This window comes from Pseudoalteromonas ostreae, assembly GCF_018069805.1.
GTDB lineage: Bacteria > Pseudomonadota > Gammaproteobacteria > Enterobacterales > Alteromonadaceae > Pseudoalteromonas > Pseudoalteromonas ostreae.
Genome location: NZ_JAGPYN010000041.1, coordinates 1 through 17925 on the forward strand (window position 1 = coordinate 1; position 17925 = coordinate 17925).

Here is a 17925-nt window from a genome sequence, read left to right on the forward strand (position 1 = left end):
TCGCAAACTCGCAAACTCGCAAACTCGCAAACTCGCAAACTCGCAAACTCGCACTCCTTATAAGTGAATGCAAACTCGCAAACATTGACAATGCTGTGCACTCTTGCCACTGTTATACAAAGCAATAATTAAGGAGTGTTAATTGTGTCTAATTGGGTTGAAGCGAGTGTTAAAGATATTGTTTGGTGGACTGATACGTTATTTAGTTTAATTGTGAATGCCGATGTGGAGCCGTTTAAAGCAGGGCAGTTTACTAAGCTTTCTATGATGATGGATGAAAAACGTATTGCACGGGCGTACTCTTACGTAAATGCACCAAGCTCTCCCGATTTAGAGTTTTATCTTATTAACGTGGCAGATGGCTTATTATCACAACAATTAGCCAAGCTTAAACCCGGCGATACGGTGATGATTGAAAGCCGCGCCAGTGGATTTTTTACTATTGATGAAATCCCCGCCAGTGAACAGTTATTTATGCTTAGTACCGGAACCGCAATTGGGCCGTTTTTATCTATTTTAGAGCAGCCTGATGTGTGGCAGAAATTTAAGCACATTACCTTAGTGCACGGTGTGCGCTTGAATGCTGATTTAAGTTATCAAGAAAAAATAGCGCAATTGCAGCAGCAGTATCCACAATTGACTTATCTGCCCGTAGTGAGTCGCGAGCAGGCAATTGTCGGCTTAGATGGGCGCATTACTGATCGAATTGCCGATGGCACCTTATTTAAGCATTGTGATAGCGCAGTTAGCCCGCAAAATAGTCAATTTATGATCTGTGGTAATCCACAAATGGTTAAAGACACCAGCGCATTATTAACCGAGCAAGGCTACACTCGCAATCGTCGTCGCGAGCCTGGGCAAATCACCGTTGAGCAGTATTGGTAAAAAGCTATCGCGATCCGGTAAATTTTGTTATTTTAGAGTTTCTTAAATTACTCAGGAACAGTATGAAACCGTTATTTTTTTTAGTAAGTTTGCTATTTCCGTGGCAGTTATTAGCAACTGCAGCTGACGTAGTTGAACCACAAACTAAAACTGAAACAACAGCTAAATTGCTTGTAGCAGTAAAAACGACTGACACTAGCGTTGGTGAAGATAAACGAGTGCAGAGTAAAGCCCCAGCTAAATCAACTGAAGTTGAATTACAAGATAGCCCTGCGGTGATCACTTTAACCCCGCAAAATGAGCAATCAGCTGAACCTGTAAACGTTGAACCAACACAGCCAATTAAAACGGATACCAGTAAACCAAGCGAGCCTGAAGTTGATACCAGTAAGGTGCTTGGCACAGAAACGGCAAAACCTGCTGAGCTTCCTAAAACGCAACAAGAAAAACAGCTTGCTGTCGCACAAGCAGAGCAAGCGGTGATCCAAGCTAAAGAAGCGCTAACACTCAAGCAACAAGTTAAAGCCAAACAGTCACGCGAATCGTTAGCAGTTATCGAGCAATTAATTAAGGCGTACAACGCCAGAAATATCGACGCATTTATTAGTATGTATGATGAAAATGTAGAGTTTTATGCCTTTCCAAATGAGTTACTGTTTAAGGGCAAAGAAAAATTGATTGCCCGTTACGGGATAATGTTTAAAAAATTAAAGTGTATAAAATCATCCCCAATTAAACGCATTGTACACGGTAATATCGTTATCGATCATGAACTGTCAGAAACCTGTTCAACAGATCCTAACGTGGTTGATAAGCGCGGGGAGTTAATCTCTAGCTATCAAGTTGAAAACGGCAAAATAATTAAAGTACTCTTTTTTAGGTAGAGTATTAATAGGCAAATTATTTATAGGCAAATAAAGGGGCGCGATGAGTATGCAAATTAGTGATGATAAAAAAATTAAGTTACTTTATCGTGTAGAGCCTGGTTGTTTAGGGCCAACGGGCGCACAAACCATTGAACGCTTTTGTGATTATGCTAATCAGCAATTAGTCGCCCCTTATTTTGCTTTGTATCATTTTACTGCGCGGTTTGATAAAACGAAAGCCGAGCGCGAATACAGTATTAATGCTCGGCTGTTGTCTGATCAGCATGCGCAGGCATATTTGGCGCACTTTAAAACCAACAAAGATGAGTTTGAAGAGCAGCTCGACGAACTACTCACTCAAGCAATTGAAAGCTTCTTAGAACGTTAATCATTGTCGCCAGAAACAATCGCATTAAAGCTGCTATTGTCGTGTAAACTGGCAAATGCACTTTCATGCAATAACTCATTACGTAAGTTTGGAGAATACTCCAACGACATTTTAATATCAGCTAATGCATCAGCGTGTTTATGCGTCAACGCATAGGCACATGCACGTTGCCAATAAGCGTAGCCGTAGTCACTGTCTATATCTAAGGCTTGGTTACACAACTCTATCGCCTGAGCTGTTTCATTAAGCTCTAGTAATGCATCGGCTTTATAGGCGATGGCTTCTACATCTTCTGGTTTTCGATTTAAAATCTCATCAAAAATTTCGATTTTATTGGCTATATCACTTTCTAAATTTGCACGCATCCATAATGAGTGGACTTCATTGGTAACAGATATTTTTTGTTGGTTACTTAAAATTTCTTCAGAGCGCTCGCGTAGCTTCTCTTCAAATGTATTCAAACGTGCTTCGTATTCATTAGTGATCACGCTGACACGGGTATTTACAATATCTTCGACTTTGTTTTTTACATCACGTAACGAGTTCCAGCCAACCAGTACCAAAATAGAGGCTGTGGCAGTGATGATAAAAAATACATTATTAATCGTATCTGTGGTGTAAGTCAGTGCACGGTCAGCGGTATCAAGCTGAGCATGAGTGACTTGTTTGGTAACGTCTTCACGTAATTTTTGTTGATCTTGACGTACCGCTTTAAGTTCATCAAGAATATAACGTTCCATCAAGGGTTTATACATTGGTTCTTGAAGTTTTGAGAGTGCCTGTTGCTGCTGTTGCTGGCTGGGCTCAAAGCGAGACTCTTCAGCCTTTGCTTGAGCTGCCACTAAAGTAGCAAAAAGAAGTAAAACTGATACAAAATAATGACGCATACTACTGCCTAGTCGGTAAATTAAAGTGCTAAGTAAATTATTGAAACTGTAACATGACTACCTATTAGTAACTAGGGCGGGTTGATCTTTCGAGGATGTTTTTACAGCAGTGTGTTAGGTGAACGCTGCATTACTGTAGTGGGATAAAATGAAGCTAGTAAAAAACAGGCAAAAAAAACCAGCTCTATGAAGAGCTGGTAAAACTGTTTAACAACATAATGTCGTTAGGGATATCAACAGGAGTGAGTGTTCATAATAACCAAACATATCTGAACAAGATCTTAATATTTAGGGGATTATGAATTTTTGAGGAGACTTTATAGCCCTACTAACTTTTCACAGATCATTTACCTCAGCCACCGTTGGTATGGCATGGTAACTAAACAATTTGCTTGTAAAAAACACAGTCATTGTTGAGTAAATATTCTGGTGACAGGGTTATCAAAATAACGGTAACAGCCGCTACCGAACGTTACGGTTAAACGTTCGGTGGTAAAGGGCGTGAAATAACATAATAGGCGCAGCCCACCATAAATAACGCCACAATGCTGGCTAGTAATAAAGAAGGTTGTGTGCCTAGGTAAAATAAGCCATACCCAACAGCCATGCCTAAACTGGCCATTACTTTTGCCGACTTAGAAATAGCGCCATGGGCTTGCCAATTGGTTAGTGTTTTACCAAAGCGAGGGTGATTAATTAACCAAGATTCAAAGCGCTTTGATGAACGGCTAAAACAAAAAACAGCACCAATAAGAAATACTGTTGTTGGCATTATCGGCAAAAAGGCACCGACAATCCCCATTACGGTTAACACGAAGCCACTTAATAAATAAGTCACTTGCTTAAATTTACTGATAACTAACATCGAGTTTTTCTTACCTGTACGCTTCATACTTTATCACTTAATTTTAATGCACTTGTAAGCTAACATTTTGCTTAAACAAATACACAATCAACAGCACTACGAACCAAACTAAAAGCATCGCGAGCGCCATTAATTGCAAGTGTCTGTTGTTCTTTAGTTAATTCAATTGTATTTAAAGCCGTTGTAAAATCTTGCCATGATTGCCCACGGCCAATTGTTGCTGGTGCTAAATGCGAGGCACCAAATTCTTCTGATAAGCCAATACGTTTTGCTGCTTTTAATAAATACTCAGCGCCTAAATTAGACCCCTCTGATACATAAAGCCAACCCAGTGAGGCTGGGTAGTCAACCGGCACTAAGTTAACGCTGGTTGGTACTTCACTCAGATCGACGTTAATATCGCGTAAGTCTTGTTCAAGATGGCTTAGGCGCTGTCGTGTTGGGAGATCGCTCACTAAACGGCTTAAGTTAGTATCGCTATAAAGAGGGGAAATAGCCAAATGAAATCGATATTGAACTTCTAAAAATAAAGCATAACGGTCTAAACTTGCAAACGGTCGCTTAGTCATAATCGTTTTATCAAGGCTATCGTGAATAGTCGTGGTATTGAGTTTAAATAGTGTTGTTAATGAAGGCGTATTAATCTCATTGTTAACATGTTGGTCTGCAATCATTGTATGTCCTTAGTTTTATATTTTAGTAATTCGTAATAAGCACAGCAAGTAGCTGTTAATGAATAAAAAATGCCACAGGCACGGCCATTTTTATTGGGTTCCCTGTAACTTCTTCTGGAGGGACGGGCAAGGGCTCAGCACGTCTAACTAATTCGATGACCTCATTATCTAATGCAGCTATTCCGCTTGCTTTAAATAATGTGACATCTAAAACATTACCTGCTCTGTCTATGGTAAAGCTCACCCAAGGAACACCTTGTTGGCGCCTTAACTTTGCCATTCGTGGATAGCGCTTCTTTCGTTCTAGGTGGATCTGAATAGCACTTTGCCATACTTGTTTAGCTGTACTTTGCTGTTCACTTAAAGCACCTTTTATCGGACCAGATGCGACTGTTGACTCTTTCACTGGAATAGCCAAAGGAGCACTACTTTGCTCTACCAAGTGTTCACTGGCTCCTGTTATGCTGGTGTTATCAGGCAGCGGAGTCGGTTGTGGATCTTGCTCTTGTTGTTGATTAGATTTTTCTAATGGTTTACTTGGTGCTGGCTCAGGTTGTTTATCGCTAATGGTAAAGTCAGATTTACTTTCGAGTAATGGTTTTACCAAGGGTTTATCTATAGTTGTTGCCGGCTTGCTTACCTGCTGCTTTACTGGTGCTGACTCTTGTTGCGTAGGCCCGACAGGAAGTGCCGATGGCTCCGCTTTGGGGGCTGCCACAATATTGACTTCAAACACCTGCGGTGAAGCTTGCATGGGCACGATATTGTTATGCTCTGTCGGCATTAAAAAATAACCTGCAATGGCGGCATGAATCATCGCGGCGATAAAAAAAGCGCCTACAACATGCCAATTCACTATGCGGGGAGCGGATAGCTCATTGCCTACAAATAAACTCACTGAGTAACATCCGATTCGTGTTCAAGACCGACTAAAGCAACTTGTGAGTAGCCGGCTTTGGTTAATTGATTCATTAATGCCATGAACTGACCATATTCAACTTTGCTATCTGCACGAATCAAAATCTGCTGCTGTGTTTCAATACCATGTTGTTTTAGTGCTTGCGCCAAATTTTGTTGGTTTATTTTATCTCCCTCGCCAAGTATTAAAGTAAGGTCTTGTTGTAGAGTAAGGTAAGTTGGATCATCACTTTTCGGTTGGGTTGGGGCCGCAACAGCAGGCAACTTAACTGGCACAGTGACAGTGGCTAATGGTGCCGCCACCATAAAAATTATTAGCAATACCAACATCACATCAATAAACGGAGTGACGTTAATCTCATGCTGCTCTTGTAATTCATCGCTATCGGTACGGTTACTACTAAATGCCATTTTAAAGCTCTTTAGATACTGCATCTGCAGCGTCTTTATCGTTAAGCAGGTAGGCTATGTGTTTTGCATCAGGGTGCTTTCGGTCAAGATCTCGGCTCACGAGTATCATGATCGCGGTCAGAATATCGGCTAACTGTGCTTTGTAACTGCCAATTACACGAGAAAAATGGTTGTACATAATAACGGCTGGGATCGCTGCAACTAACCCCAGAGCCGTTGCTAATAAGGCTTCTGCAATACCTGGGGCGACTACGGCTAAATTAGTTGTTTGTGTTTTAGCAATACCAATAAAGCTATTCATAATGCCCCAAACCGTACCAAACAAACCGACAAACGGTGCAACAGAGCCTATCGTTGCCAATATGCCTGTACCCTGATTCATATTTGCGCTTAGCGCTGCTTGTACACGCTCTAAACGCGCGATTAATCTCTCTTTTAAACCTCCGTCAGTGGCAAGGCCTTCAGCGGTTAGCTGTAATTCATGTTCAGTTGCCTTTAATAGCGTTAAAGCATTACTTTGCTGTGATGATAAGTTTTGTTTCGCTTTGGCAAAACTTTCACTTTTGATTAGGTGCGTAAGTAATTTTTTAGCATGTCGTTTTGCAAAATTTAATTGTACAGATTTAAAGATGCAGATAGCCCACGAGACTAACGATGCTAAAAGTAACCCGATAATTACGCTCTTCACAACGACATCAGCGCCCTTGTACATGCTGATTGGCGATAAGTCATGTTGATCAAAAGCTGCCTCGTCAACACTAACCGTGGTATTGGTGTCTGTATCAAGGTCAGATCCTACGGTTAAAGATTTAGCTGATAGCGTATTTGTATTCACCTCTGGTGTAACAGCATTGCCTGTAGCTTCTACTTTGGAGGCTGTTGACGGCGCCGCTTGTTGTGCGTGAACAGCAGACGTTCCACCACCTATTAAACACACAAATAACATGGTTCTTATAAACATTTTGCTCCCTAATTTTTACGTAATTTGTAAATGTGGCGATGTAACACCAACAAACTAGATCAATATGCCGCATCGTTTTGATGGACAAATTATTGGCTATATAACTAATGCCGAACGAGATCCTATTTTCATCAAAAGAATAATAAATTTTTTATTAATAATGTTCGCAGAATATTCATATTAACTTGAATAGGAATGAAAATCATTTATACTCGCGGTAAATATGCTACAGGAATAGTTAAATTTTGACTAGCACTACCGCTAACTCAGTAGGGTTTAATGCGCTCTACCAGGAACACCATGAGTGGCTTGTTCGCTGGATCGCTCGACGCACCTACAACAAAGATAATGCACAAGATCTCGCTCAAGATACATTTATGCGTTTACTTAATAAGCCCTCTTTGTATAACGAAATACAAAGCCCGCGAGCATGGCTTACAAAAGTTGCCGGAAACTTAGTAACCGATAATATTCGTCGTAACGTTCTAGAAGAAAACTATTTATTATTCTTAGAAAGCATGCCAGAAGCAGCCTATTTTTCGCCTGAAGAACAACTACAGCTGCTCAGTTTACTAGAGCAAATAGATAAATTATTGAGTGGTTTGAGAGCAATCGAAAAAACAGCATTTTTAATGGTTAGACTCGATGGACTAAGTTACAAAGAAGTCGCAAAGCAACTCAAGGTGAGCCTATCATCTATTGAAAAATACATGGCGAAAGCGATGTTAGAGTGCTACACCCTTACATACTGTGATATAGAGTAAGCGATTGTGAATAATACGTGTGCACAAAAAACACCTTTACCAGAACAAGTCGTACAGCAAGCGATTGCGTGGCGTATTTGTTTAGAGTCGGGCAACGCACAGTCTGCAGATATGGCTGAATATAGGCGATGGCGGCTTGCCGATCCGATGCATGAATTAGCCTGGCAACGGATAGAAAACATGGAGGCTGCATTTGCCGGAGTGAGTAAAAAAAATGGTCGTATTGCCCACATGACCTTAAAAAAAACCGATCATGATATACAAAGCATGAATCGTCGCCAGGCGCTAAAAAGGATCGCTGGAACCACACTAGGACTTGCCAGTGTAAGTTGGTTGGCAGACAAACAGGGGGCATGGCAATACCTTAACGCAGATCACGCAACTACCAATCAACGGCAATTATTTACGCTCGTCGATAATAGCCAGCTTTGGTTAAATCATAACAGCACCGTAGAACTGAATTTTAATGCTCACAATAGATACATTCATTTAACCCGAGGAGAAATGCAATTTATAGGTTCAGCTAATACGCAGCCTGTGCAGGTGGCGTTACAGCACGGAACTTTACTTTGTGACAGCAAACAATTTTTTGTGCGTAATGAAGCCGATCATGCTTTAGTTCAAGTTATGCAAGGCAGTGTTAAGCTCGCGCAAGCAAACGGCTTATTTACCAATCAGGCGATCAAGGCTGGCGAGCTATATAAAATTACCGTAAATTCAATGCAACAGTTAGACAATCATATATTTGACTACAGTAGCTGGACAGCAGGGCTGCTGTCAGTGCGAACTATGCCAATCAATTCTTTTTTAGCTGAACTATCTCGTTATCACCGTGGTTTTGTAAAAATTGCCCCCCGTTTAAATGATTACCTTGTCTCTGGGGTTTTTCAGTTAAATGACACTCACCTGATCCTTAAAACAGTCGCTCGTAGCGCTCGGGCAAGTGTGCATTACAGAACCCGTTGGTGGGCCGAAATTCGCTCATAGTCATGTGTATTTAGTTCATCAAGAAAAATATAAAATAATTATCATTTAGAGTTACGGGATTACTATTTTCATGCGTCATATAAGTATGCATTAAAGAAATAGGAAACCATTTATGCCCCGCGCAGCGTTAAATTTACTCATCGTAGTCACAGGTTTGTTGGTGATTACCCCTTCAGCAAGTTTTGCTGAACAAGTACCTGCAACATCACAATCAAAAATGATCAAGTTTGCTCTTCCTGCAGGTCAGCTTGGTGATGTATTGACTTTATTTTCACGCCAAGCGGGTGTGACTTTATCATTTGAAGAGCGTGTTGTCGGTGGTTTTTCAGTCGCTGCAATAACCGATGAAATGACCATAGAGGCAGCCTTACAAAGGCTGTTAAGCAATACCAATCTACATGCTTTACCAATTAGTAATAATGCATGGTTGGTACAACAAAAACCCACCCAAGATTTGATCACGCTAAATACCATTAATGTGCAAAGCGGCAGTACTGATCTAAAAGATCAAACCTATACCGAAGCCGCATCAGTAAACTTAATTACTCAGCAAGATATTGAACGCTTTAGAGGCACCAGTGTTGGCGACATATTTCAAGGTACACCGGGTGTTTTGATCAGCGAAAACCGTAACTCAGGTGGGCTTGATGTTAATATTCGTGGTATGCAAGGCCAAGGACGAGTACCGGTAGTGATAGATGGTAGTCGTCAAGAAACCACCGTGTATCGCGGCTACGCTGGTGTATCGAGTCGCAGTTACATTGATCCCGATTTAATTGGCTCTGTTAAAATCAGTAAAGGCCCTATCATGAGTGCTGATGGCACTGGGGCGACAGGTGGCTTGGTGAGCGTTAGTACATTGTCGGCTGATGATATTGTTAAAGAGGGTGAGCTCAGCGGGTTTAGATTACGTGTTAGCGCCATCGGTAATAGCGCTAATACGCCAGAGCCAGGTACATACGCAGGGTATTATTTACCACGCAATGCCTATCGTTCACAGTGTCGCTTTTCGAGTTATTGTACTGAGCAGTACATAATGCCAGAGCGCTTTGCTCCTGAGGAGGGCATGGATAGACCCAGCTTATTTGAGTTTGCTAGTTATGCAGGCAGTTTTGCTGCCGCTAAGCATTTTCAGTGGGGCGATCTAATTGCTGCTTATGCTAAGCGCGAGCAAGGTAATTACTATGCAGGTAGTAACGGCCCTGCACCTGAAATAATTTACGCAGCCCCCGACAAACTTGCTTGGTACACCGAAACTGCGGTGTCAATGCAAGGGGCATCGCGGTTTCGTGCCAATGAACGCATCCCCAATACCAATTTTTCTAGTGAATCTTGGCTGTTAAAAAGCAATGTGTTGCTGCCCAACGACCAAAGCCTTGAAATGAGCTATATACGCTATAACAGCAGCTACGGCGAAATGATGCCATCGCAAATACGCTCTTTTGGTCAAGCAAGGCAATGGCTCGATAGCGAAGTCACTAATCAAACTTACACAGTGCGATATCGCTGGCAGCCAATCAAATATGATTGGGCTGACTTTAAAGCCAACTTTTGGCATACCGATGCACTCACCCATTTAAATACCCCTGGTGTTGGCTCAGTAGATATAGTCGATAATGTTGCTCGCAGCGATGATTATCAGCGCTTTGGAACTGATGTGAGTAATACCATGATGTTTTATTCAGCGGGAGAACTAGCGCTGAGCTATGGTGTTGCTGCACAGTATGAAAACATGGATACCGACACCCCTGAAACCGAAGGTTTCTATGCAGGATCTCGCAGTGGTTGGCGTAAAGAATTTAGTGCTTTTACTGCCATTGATTGGCAGTTTTTAACAGCATGGACACTCGAAGCGGGACTGCGTTTTACGCACTTTTCATCGAAAGATAATAACCCAGTAACCATTACTAACAACGATCCTGCTTGTGTGTCTGACGGAGCCGGTGGGTGCTTAGAAGTACAATATGAAAATAGCCACTCAGGCACAGCACCATTGGTTGCTTTAAAGTGGCAGGCATATAAAGGACTGCAGTTTTATATTCGCCACAGTGAAGCTTTGCGTATGCCAAGCCTATTCGAAAGTACCTCAGGTTGGTCTGTCAGCCCCGTTTTAGATATCCCTTTAGAGCCAGAGCATGCTAAAAACCAAGAAATTGGCCTTAATTATTTAACCGACTCATTACTAACAGATAACTATAAAGTGGGCTTTAAGCTCGCCTATTTCCAAAATCATGTTGATGATTATTTAACCCGTACGCAACCCAATGCGTGGGAGCAAAAACAAGGCGGCCTCAACGATTTTTTTAGAATGCGAAATATCGACAGCCTAGATTTAAATGGCTGGGAGCTTAATTTTAGCTACGACACAAAATACTGGGTTGCTGAGCTTAGCGGCACGCATTATACCCAGATTGAAGTGTGTAATGTGGGCAGTTATGTGCGCTACTACTGTAATGATTGGGGCCTTCCTGAAAGTTATATCAATAACATGATCCCGCCAAATTGGCACGCCAGTGCTCACCTTGGCTTACGTTTATTTGAGCAGCAATTAGAAGCTGGACTGCGTGGCACCTTTATGGGAGAGCGCAACTCAATTCCTCGTTATAACGCACCAACAGGGTTTAATGAACCCGTACTTTGGCACAGTTATAACCTTTTAGACATCTACGCTAGTTATAAATTTAACGACGACACAACACTCGATTTTACTATCGATAATGTCACAGATCGTTATTACCTCGATGCGTTAAGTTTAGGTTTAGTGCCTGCACCAGGAAGAACTGCACGGCTGAGCTTAACTTATAATTTTTAACTGATAACACCTATCAGCAAGGAGTACAAAAGAATGAAAAAATTATTTGGCGCAATAGCCATAGTCGGACTTGCTCTTACTATGGCGGCCTGTGGTGGCGGTAGTGATAAAAAACCAACGGCGGTAATTAAGCTGCAATTGCCAGCAGAATCAGCATTCTCACTAAAAGATGGTGCGGTAAAAGTCACCCTTAATGCTAATGCGAGTACAAGTGCTGAGGGAACCGATTTAATTTATCAATGGCAGCTAATTAAGCGACCAGCAACAAGCACTGCTAATATCACCAGCACCAATACCATAACAACAGACTTTATTGCAGATTTACCTGGCAATTATGTTGTGAGTTTAATTGTTAATGATGGGGCAAATAATAGCGAAGCTGCGCGTATCACGCTTAGCGCAACCAGCCCCTACCCGATCGCAATTACCGAGTCAGTCCACAGTGTTAATTTAGGCACTAATAGCGTAGGTTTAGATGGTAGCCAAAGCGTAAACCCATCAGGTGGCACAGATTCATTACTATACCAATGGACGCTTATGGCAAAGCCCACCGACAGTGCGGGTTATTTAAATAACGCAGATCAAAGCCAAAGCACACTGTTTGTTGATTTAGCCGGTGATTACACATTGCAGTTAGTGGTTACTCATAACGGCGTTGCGAGTAAACCAAAAGAAGTAGTGGTAAGCGTTTCAGCAGGTGATGCGCCACCAGTGGCTAAAGCCGACGACATAACGATTATCTTAGGTGAAGAAGCTATTTTAGATGCATCAGCCAGTATTGACCCCGAAGGGGAACCACTACAATATCGCTGGCAATGGTTGTCACGCTCAGCAACGGATCCTGATGATGTACCACTCCCAGAGCTTACAGCTACAAAAACGGCTGTAGTACGTTTTACCCCGCAAGCTGTGGCAAGTTATAAATTAATGCTATTTGTATTTGATGGCACCCGAAAAAGTGAAGAAAGAGAAGTTACAGTCACCGTCAAAAAAGATCCTAACGCAACTACCAATGCCCCACCGATCGGTAAATTATTAGCAACCGGCTATTACCCATCTAATAGTATTAGTGAACAAGAAGTAGGCTTAAGAGCTGAATTTAATTTTACCGGTTATGATCCAGAAGGCGAGCCGTTACAAATTATTGCAGCCACTTTAGTTGAAAAACCACCTGGTAGTACAGCAGAGCTAGTGAATATTGGTTCTTGGAAACCTATGGGTAAAAAGATTCAAACACTCGACATAGCCGGCAATTATTTAGTGCGTATGGTTATCTCTGACGGCGAAAACCAAATTGCCAGCATGCAAGCTAAAATAGGCAACGTTAACGGTCAACCGTCTACAGGAGGAGTTGATGCACAGTCAAAGTCAGTGTTAGTGGGTGATGCTTTAGTATTTGATGCATCAAGTAGTGATCCGAATAACGACCCACTGACCTTTCATTGGGAATTGGTTGATAAACCAGATGGCAGTAACGCGACTATCGAACCGGTAATTGAACCGCAAAGCCAAGAATACCGCCGTGCAAAAGTGATCACCGATGTGCCGGGATCTTATACCGCGCAGTTGATTGTAGAAGATGACCGTGGTTTATTTGCTAAAGCGTATGCACAAGACAGCGGTTTAGCGAAATTTACCAATACCGCTCCAGAGATCCGTTCCGTTGTGTGGGCGCGTAGCTGGGGACGCTTAAATCCTGGCCAAGATTACTATCAAATTTTACCGTGCATGTCGTTATTACATCGGCCAGTAACCGTTGATGCCGATGGTGATGAAGTATTTACTCATGAAGAGCTTGTCAGTACCCCAGCAGGCGGCGAGTTTACTAGTAACCCAAGTGAAGCTGATTGCCCAAATACCCGTGGGCAAGTATTTACAAAGCCAGGTAAATATACATTCCGTTATTCTGCAACAGACCTAATTGATGATGCGCCGCAGTATGATTTTGTTGTCAACGTTGACCCACTCACAGAGGCCAAAGGCGTACGTTTACGTAGCATCAACGAAGATAATGAAAGCCTATGGCGGCCATTACCGTATGAGAATATTCCACCCTTTGCGAACGACTTTAGTGCCAGCTCTAAACCTTATCTTGAAGAGGGTTATATTAGCTGGTCATTAACCGCCACTGATGCAGATTACACCATTGAAAATTTACAGGTGCGCCATATTAATGGTGGGTTAGCAAGCTTAACACCGCGTTTCGAAAACCTAAAAAATGAGCAAGTAATAGCAAAGGGAAAATCAGTTGCATTTAAAACTATATTGCCTGTGGTTGCGTGTATTCGTAACGAAGAAGCATCTGAAGGATTTCATTTCTCTTTTAACATTAAAGAAATTCCTGAAATAACATTTGTTTATGAAACATGGCGCACAGCCAACAAATCAAGCTTATTCTATGATTGGTCTGAATGTGGCGCTGAATAACTAAATATTTGCCAGCGCTAACCATAAAACCCAGCGCAAAACCCTGGGTTTTATGGTTAACTTAACCAGCCTTTAGCTGTGATTATTTTAAAATCTATTTTACCACCGAGCTCACCGAGACGCTGCGCTACACAGAGAAGGTAATAACACAGGCTTCGAGCCACTTGCTTGCTACGAGGTTCGGGCTTCGAAATAAACCTAGCGCCTAGCGCCTTGTAACATCGTAGGAACTAGCTTTAGCTGTGATTGTTAAACCAATTTTACCACCGAGGGCCACCGAGACGCTGCGCTACACAGAGAAGATAAAAAACCACGATCTTCGGGACCTAGTCCCTTCCCTCAATCAAAAGCCTTTTTCGTCATTTCCTCTAAAGTGCAGCGCCTCTTAACCTCTGTGGTGAATAAATTACTTAAAACCAATTTGCACAAAGAGCCATGAATGAGGGTAAATGAAAAGACAAAAGCGACGGGCTACGAATTAACCCTAGAACCTAGAGCCTTTTATGACCCTAGCACCTAGCCACTTTCCTAGAACCTTCGCCCAATAAATATAACCAATACTAAACTCTTAATTTTTATCGGTCATTGCCTATGTCCTTGGTACTCATCGGAAAACCCTATGTTTTTAATACATTTTTATGTTAGGTTAGGACTAAACTTAATCACAGCTTAACAAGCTAGTAGTTAAGTATTATTAATTAGCCATGGAGCGGTATATCAAGTGACCACTAAAACACTCAGTTACTACAACCAAAACGCACAAAGTTTTAGCGACTCAACACTTAATGTTGATATGTCGACGCTTTACGCTGAGTTTTTACCGCTAATCCCTAAACATGGTCATATTTTAGATGCTGGTTGTGGCTCAGCTCGCGACGCCGCGTATTTTAAACAACAAGGCTTTACTGTTAGCGCATTTGATGCAAGCGAAAATATTGCAAAGTTAGCCAGTAATTACTTACAACAAGCTGTAGAGGTTAAAACCTTTCAGCAGCTTAATTGTACAAATATTTACGACGGTATTTGGTGTTGTGCCAGCTTATTGCATGTGCCAAAAGTAGAGTTACCTCAGGTGTTTTTAAAGCTGCAAAATGCCCTAAAACCAAACGGTGTTTTGTATGTGTCGTTTAAATACGGCACGCAAGAACGCGTGCATAATGGCCGCGAATTTACCGATTTAAATGAAGATGTCCTAACCGCGCTAATTACCCACCACACCGAGCTTAAAATACTAAAACAATGGCAAACGGTTGACCAACGCCCAGAGCGCGAGAGTGAAGTATGGCTCAATGCCCTAATTAAAGCAGTGCCGGTTTTATGATTGGTGCAATGCAGCAGCAACTCGACTTTATTGCCTATATTCAGCGCATGCTGGTTGAGGGCGAATTCACCGCAACGTATAAATATGCACTATTACATGCTATTGCTGATATTTGCGTAGAACAGCAAAATGAAGATCAGAGTGCTCCAATGGAAATAAAAATCGACACGTTAGTCGATAAATTTATTCAACTTTATTGGAACCACTCAATGCCTTACGCTGCGCACTCTACCGATATTATTACTAATACTGAAGACATGCTGTTAAAGCAAAATAGCCAAGGACAGGCAAAGTTCATCACCGAAATTTACAAACTACAAAATGCAGGTGTGAAAAGTTACAACGCATTCAAAAACTACCAACAATATAACCAAGTAATTAGTTCTCTTAGGCGAACATTTATCGATGGCCCTCTTTGGCGCTTACAGTTACTTTCGGGTAAAGAAGAATGTTTTTTATATCCCCATATACTTTTAGGTAAAGGCAGAGAGCCCAAGCGAATTGTTTTAAATGCTGGTATAGCTCAATGTTTTAGGCGTTTTTACGATTTGGTTGTGCATCTTAGTGTTACTGAATGGATAGAAAAAGTACAAACTATAAAAGCGAATCAAACACTATTAGGATCGCAAAGCCAGCTACAAGAGTTCTTGTTTGGCAGTAACAGAACTGCGTTAAAAGTGGTAACTCCACTATTGATAGATATTCAAAACGGGCTTTGCTTTTACTGCCAAAAGCCAATGAATCTAAAAAACGAAAAAGAAACTAAAAAAACGCCAGAGATCGATCACTTTATTCCTTTTAAGCGCTATCCAAACGACTTAGCACATAACTTTGTTGCTGCGCATGCTGATTGTAATAACAATAAGCGAGACCACCTCGCAGCTTTTGCTCACCGCGACCGCTGGCTAGAACAAAACCTTGATATTCATAAAGCCGAAATAACTAATAAACTGCAACCTTACTTTTACTGCGATGCAGATAAATCGCTTGCAGTTAGTAACTGGGCGTATCAGGTTGCCGAATCAAGCAGTGCTAAATTATGGCTTGGCAAAAACAGTTTCGAACAAGCAAAACCAACTGCTGAGTTGTTTATGTTCCCAAATGCATCACAACCTGAGTTAAATCAAGTTGCTAAGCCCGAAGTTAGCTTAAAATCAATAGATAATGCATTAAAGCTGCCGTACTTCCCCAATATAAAAATAGCCTGTGGGCATTTTAAAACAGGGGATGAAAGCGATATGGAACTGATGGACGCGCCACTTGGCGCGGGCAAGCTAGACCCGCAAGTGCACTTTTTAGCACACGCATCAGGTAACTCAATGAATGGCGGTAAACACCCAATACTTGATGGTGATTTACTGCTCCTTGAGCTTATAACATCCGATAAAGCAGGATCGCTGCGCGGCCAAATAGTCGCTATAGAGCGAGATGATATAAGCGGAGACGGGCAGTATTTACTGCGCAAAGTTAATAAATTACCTAATGGGCAATACGAGCTAATTGCTCAAAACCCAGATTATGAGGTAATGATTGCTGATGAAAGCATGCGAACCTTTGCGCGGTTTAAACAAGTGGTTGCAGAGTAGTTTGTAGTCGCGCCTTAACTTGTAGGTCGTGCTTTAGCGCGTCAATGTGATTGATAATATTAGGAATTGTGAAGGGATTAATAACCTCTATTCGAGGTTTTATCGCGTTGGCGATGGCAACCAAAGGGCGGCTGCCGCCGACCGCCCTTTGGAATCCCACGGCGCACCCGAGGATCACACTTGATCTTCAACTTGCGTTAATGATGTGAACGTAACCAGCGTAGATAGGCCATCCATGGCCAAGCTACGCTTTTTACAGCATCCATGCTGTAAATTACTCATCATTACGATCGTTTCAGGTGTGATCACGGGGAGTTGGAGTGTGCTGGTAGATTGATGGTTATAACAATATTTGCTAAATAGTTTAGAGGAAAAATTATGGATCTGAAAAGTACGTTAAAAGTAGCAGGGCCATCAGCTATAGCTGCTTGGGTATTTTATCACTTAATAAATAAGTACTTAGAGTTTTCTGAAGTTTTTAAAACAAACATAGCTCTAAATATCATACTATTAATTATTATCTTTTTATTTTGCTTTCTGATGGGGTGGCTTTGGATTAAAAATCAAAAGCAAGAGGTTAATAAAGGTACTGATTCTAAAGTCCACAATAATACGATTTCAGATAATGAAGTAGATGAAAATTTAAGTATTGGTGGTTCATCAACAAATATTACAAAAAATAAAATTAAGGGCAATAAAGTCAAAGGCTCTATGAGTATTGGTGGAAAATAAATGAGTATTCAAGACCAGCCTATAGGGTATCCAGTTGCAAATGCAATCACAGATAATACTATATGCAGTAACGAGATAGGCGGTGACTTAGTGATAGGGGGGGTGGTTGTAAAGTTACCTTCCTTTGATATTTCTGTAGGAGCTGAGTCGCTTAAGCAGCTAATTAGTGATCATGAAAAATTAAAAGAAGAAAACCCTGTATATCTTTATGTACTTGAGGAGCTTCAAAGTAAGATTACGGATTGTGAATCGAGGGAAGTAATTGGTTTAGAAAATAAATTGATTAAAGCCAAAAAAAAGATCTTTATTAAAGAGGCATTAAAATCCAGTCAAAAAGCTTCAAAGATGATTTTGAAATTTCAACATGTGAAATCCTATCAAATAATATTTAATCACGTATTAAGTCTTATTATTACTCGATTTAGGGCACATATAGGACCA

Annotated in this window: 17 protein-coding genes; 11 read left to right on the forward strand and 6 right to left on the reverse strand. The window is 41.4% G+C overall.

Features of this window, described 5'->3' with window-relative positions:
* The first annotated feature begins 144 nt into the window (after positions 1-144).
* The 3 genes from J7338_RS19945 to J7338_RS19955 all read left to right on the forward strand — a co-directional run bounded on the left by J7338_RS19945 (position 145) and on the right by J7338_RS19955 (position 2139).
* On the forward strand, positions 145-885 hold the full coding sequence (locus tag J7338_RS19945) for a ferredoxin--NADP reductase (RefSeq protein ID WP_210798708.1): 741 nt from the start codon (positions 145-147) through the stop codon (positions 883-885).
* A 62-nt stretch (positions 886-947) separates the two neighbouring features.
* Positions 948-1769 carry a nuclear transport factor 2 family protein gene (locus tag J7338_RS19950; RefSeq protein WP_228733043.1) on the forward strand — a complete coding sequence of 274 codons (822 nt, stop codon included), beginning with the start codon at positions 948-950 and terminating at the stop codon, positions 1767-1769.
* A gap of 49 nt (positions 1770-1818) precedes the next feature.
* Positions 1819-2139: a hypothetical protein gene (locus tag J7338_RS19955; protein WP_210798738.1), complete on the forward strand. Its 321-nt coding sequence runs from the start codon at positions 1819-1821 to the stop codon at positions 2137-2139.
* Here the strand turns inward: J7338_RS19955 and J7338_RS19960 are convergent.
* From J7338_RS19960 to exbB, 6 genes are all read right to left on the reverse strand, one after another.
* Positions 2136-3026 carry a tetratricopeptide repeat protein gene (locus J7338_RS19960; protein ID WP_210798709.1) on the reverse strand — a complete coding sequence of 297 codons (891 nt, stop codon included), beginning with the start codon at positions 3024-3026 and terminating at the stop codon, positions 2136-2138. The genes J7338_RS19955 and J7338_RS19960 overlap by 4 nt on opposite strands.
* A 478-nt stretch (positions 3027-3504) precedes the next feature.
* Complete coding sequence (locus J7338_RS19965; RefSeq protein WP_228733044.1) at positions 3505-3918, reverse strand: YbaN family protein; 414 nt, start codon at positions 3916-3918, stop codon at positions 3505-3507.
* Positions 3919-3962: 44 nt separating this feature from the next.
* Positions 3963-4565: a biliverdin-producing heme oxygenase gene (locus J7338_RS19970; RefSeq protein WP_210798710.1), complete on the reverse strand. Its 603-nt coding sequence runs from the start codon at positions 4563-4565 to the stop codon at positions 3963-3965.
* 55 nt (positions 4566-4620) lie between these two features.
* Positions 4621-5463, reverse strand: a complete 843-nt coding sequence (locus J7338_RS19975) for an energy transducer TonB (protein ID WP_210798711.1) — start codon at positions 5461-5463, stop codon at positions 4621-4623.
* Positions 5460-5894: a biopolymer transporter ExbD gene (locus J7338_RS19980; protein ID WP_210798714.1), complete on the reverse strand. Its 435-nt coding sequence runs from the start codon at positions 5892-5894 to the stop codon at positions 5460-5462. The genes J7338_RS19975 and J7338_RS19980 overlap by 4 nt, the downstream gene beginning before the upstream one ends.
* A 1-nt stretch (position 5895) precedes the next feature.
* Positions 5896-6855: a tonB-system energizer ExbB gene (exbB, locus tag J7338_RS19985; RefSeq protein WP_210798716.1), complete on the reverse strand. Its 960-nt coding sequence runs from the start codon at positions 6853-6855 to the stop codon at positions 5896-5898.
* 245 nt (positions 6856-7100) lie between these two features.
* Between exbB and J7338_RS19990 the strand changes: the two genes are divergently transcribed.
* The 8 genes from J7338_RS19990 to J7338_RS20025 all read left to right on the forward strand — a co-directional run.
* Positions 7101-7619 (forward strand): sigma-70 family RNA polymerase sigma factor, encoded by a 519-nt coding sequence (locus J7338_RS19990; protein ID WP_210798718.1) that lies wholly within the window; start codon positions 7101-7103, stop codon positions 7617-7619.
* A 6-nt stretch (positions 7620-7625) separates the two neighbouring features.
* A complete protein-coding gene (locus J7338_RS19995; RefSeq protein WP_210798720.1) occupies positions 7626-8606 on the forward strand; it encodes a FecR domain-containing protein in 981 nt (326 codons plus the stop codon).
* 112 nt (positions 8607-8718) lie between these two features.
* Positions 8719-11418 (forward strand): TonB-dependent receptor, encoded by a 2700-nt coding sequence (locus J7338_RS20000; protein ID WP_210798722.1) that lies wholly within the window; start codon positions 8719-8721, stop codon positions 11416-11418.
* 33 nt (positions 11419-11451) lie between these two features.
* Entirely contained in the window at positions 11452-13845 is a 2394-nt protein-coding gene (locus J7338_RS20005) for a PKD domain-containing protein (protein ID WP_210798725.1), read from the forward strand.
* Positions 13846-14566: 721 nt separating this feature from the next.
* Positions 14567-15166 (forward strand): class I SAM-dependent methyltransferase, encoded by a 600-nt coding sequence (locus J7338_RS20010; RefSeq protein WP_210798729.1) that lies wholly within the window; start codon positions 14567-14569, stop codon positions 15164-15166.
* Entirely contained in the window at positions 15163-16752 is a 1590-nt protein-coding gene (locus J7338_RS20015; RefSeq protein WP_210798731.1) for a S24 family peptidase, read from the forward strand. Before J7338_RS20010 ends, J7338_RS20015 begins: the two co-directional genes overlap by 4 nt.
* Positions 16753-17130: 378 nt before the next feature.
* A complete protein-coding gene (locus J7338_RS20020; protein ID WP_210798735.1) occupies positions 17131-17484 on the forward strand; it encodes a hypothetical protein in 354 nt (117 codons plus the stop codon).
* Positions 17485-17925, forward strand: a 441-nt coding sequence (locus J7338_RS20025) for an ABC-three component system protein (RefSeq protein ID WP_210798736.1), incomplete at its 3' end; no start/stop codon positions are given. It lies immediately after the preceding gene.

Excerpts from the sequence above, each read along its gene's own strand:
- J7338_RS19950 (WP_228733043.1), top strand. The coding sequence starts at position 948 with ATGAAACCGTTATTTTTTTTAGTAAGTTTGCTATTTCCGTGGCAGTTA.
- J7338_RS19955 (WP_210798738.1), top strand. The coding sequence starts at position 1,819 with ATGCAAATTAGTGATGATAAAAAAATTAAGTTACTTTATCGTGTAGAG.
- J7338_RS19960 (WP_210798709.1), bottom strand. The coding sequence starts at position 3,026 with ATGCGTCATTATTTTGTATCAGTTTTACTTCTTTTTGCTACTTTAGTG.
- J7338_RS19965 (WP_228733044.1), bottom strand. The coding sequence starts at position 3,918 with ATGAAGCGTACAGGTAAGAAAAACTCGATGTTAGTTATCAGTAAATTT.
- J7338_RS19970 (WP_210798710.1), bottom strand. The coding sequence starts at position 4,565 with ATGATTGCAGACCAACATGTTAACAATGAGATTAATACGCCTTCATTA.
- J7338_RS19980 (WP_210798714.1), bottom strand. The coding sequence starts at position 5,894 with ATGGCATTTAGTAGTAACCGTACCGATAGCGATGAATTACAAGAGCAG.
- exbB (WP_210798716.1), bottom strand. The coding sequence starts at position 6,855 with ATGTTTATAAGAACCATGTTATTTGTGTGTTTAATAGGTGGTGGAACG.
- J7338_RS20000 (WP_210798722.1), top strand. The coding sequence starts at position 8,719 with ATGCCCCGCGCAGCGTTAAATTTACTCATCGTAGTCACAGGTTTGTTG.
- J7338_RS20005 (WP_210798725.1), top strand. The coding sequence starts at position 11,452 with ATGAAAAAATTATTTGGCGCAATAGCCATAGTCGGACTTGCTCTTACT.
- J7338_RS20015 (WP_210798731.1), top strand. The coding sequence starts at position 15,163 with ATGATTGGTGCAATGCAGCAGCAACTCGACTTTATTGCCTATATTCAG.
- J7338_RS20020 (WP_210798735.1), top strand. The coding sequence starts at position 17,131 with ATGGATCTGAAAAGTACGTTAAAAGTAGCAGGGCCATCAGCTATAGCT.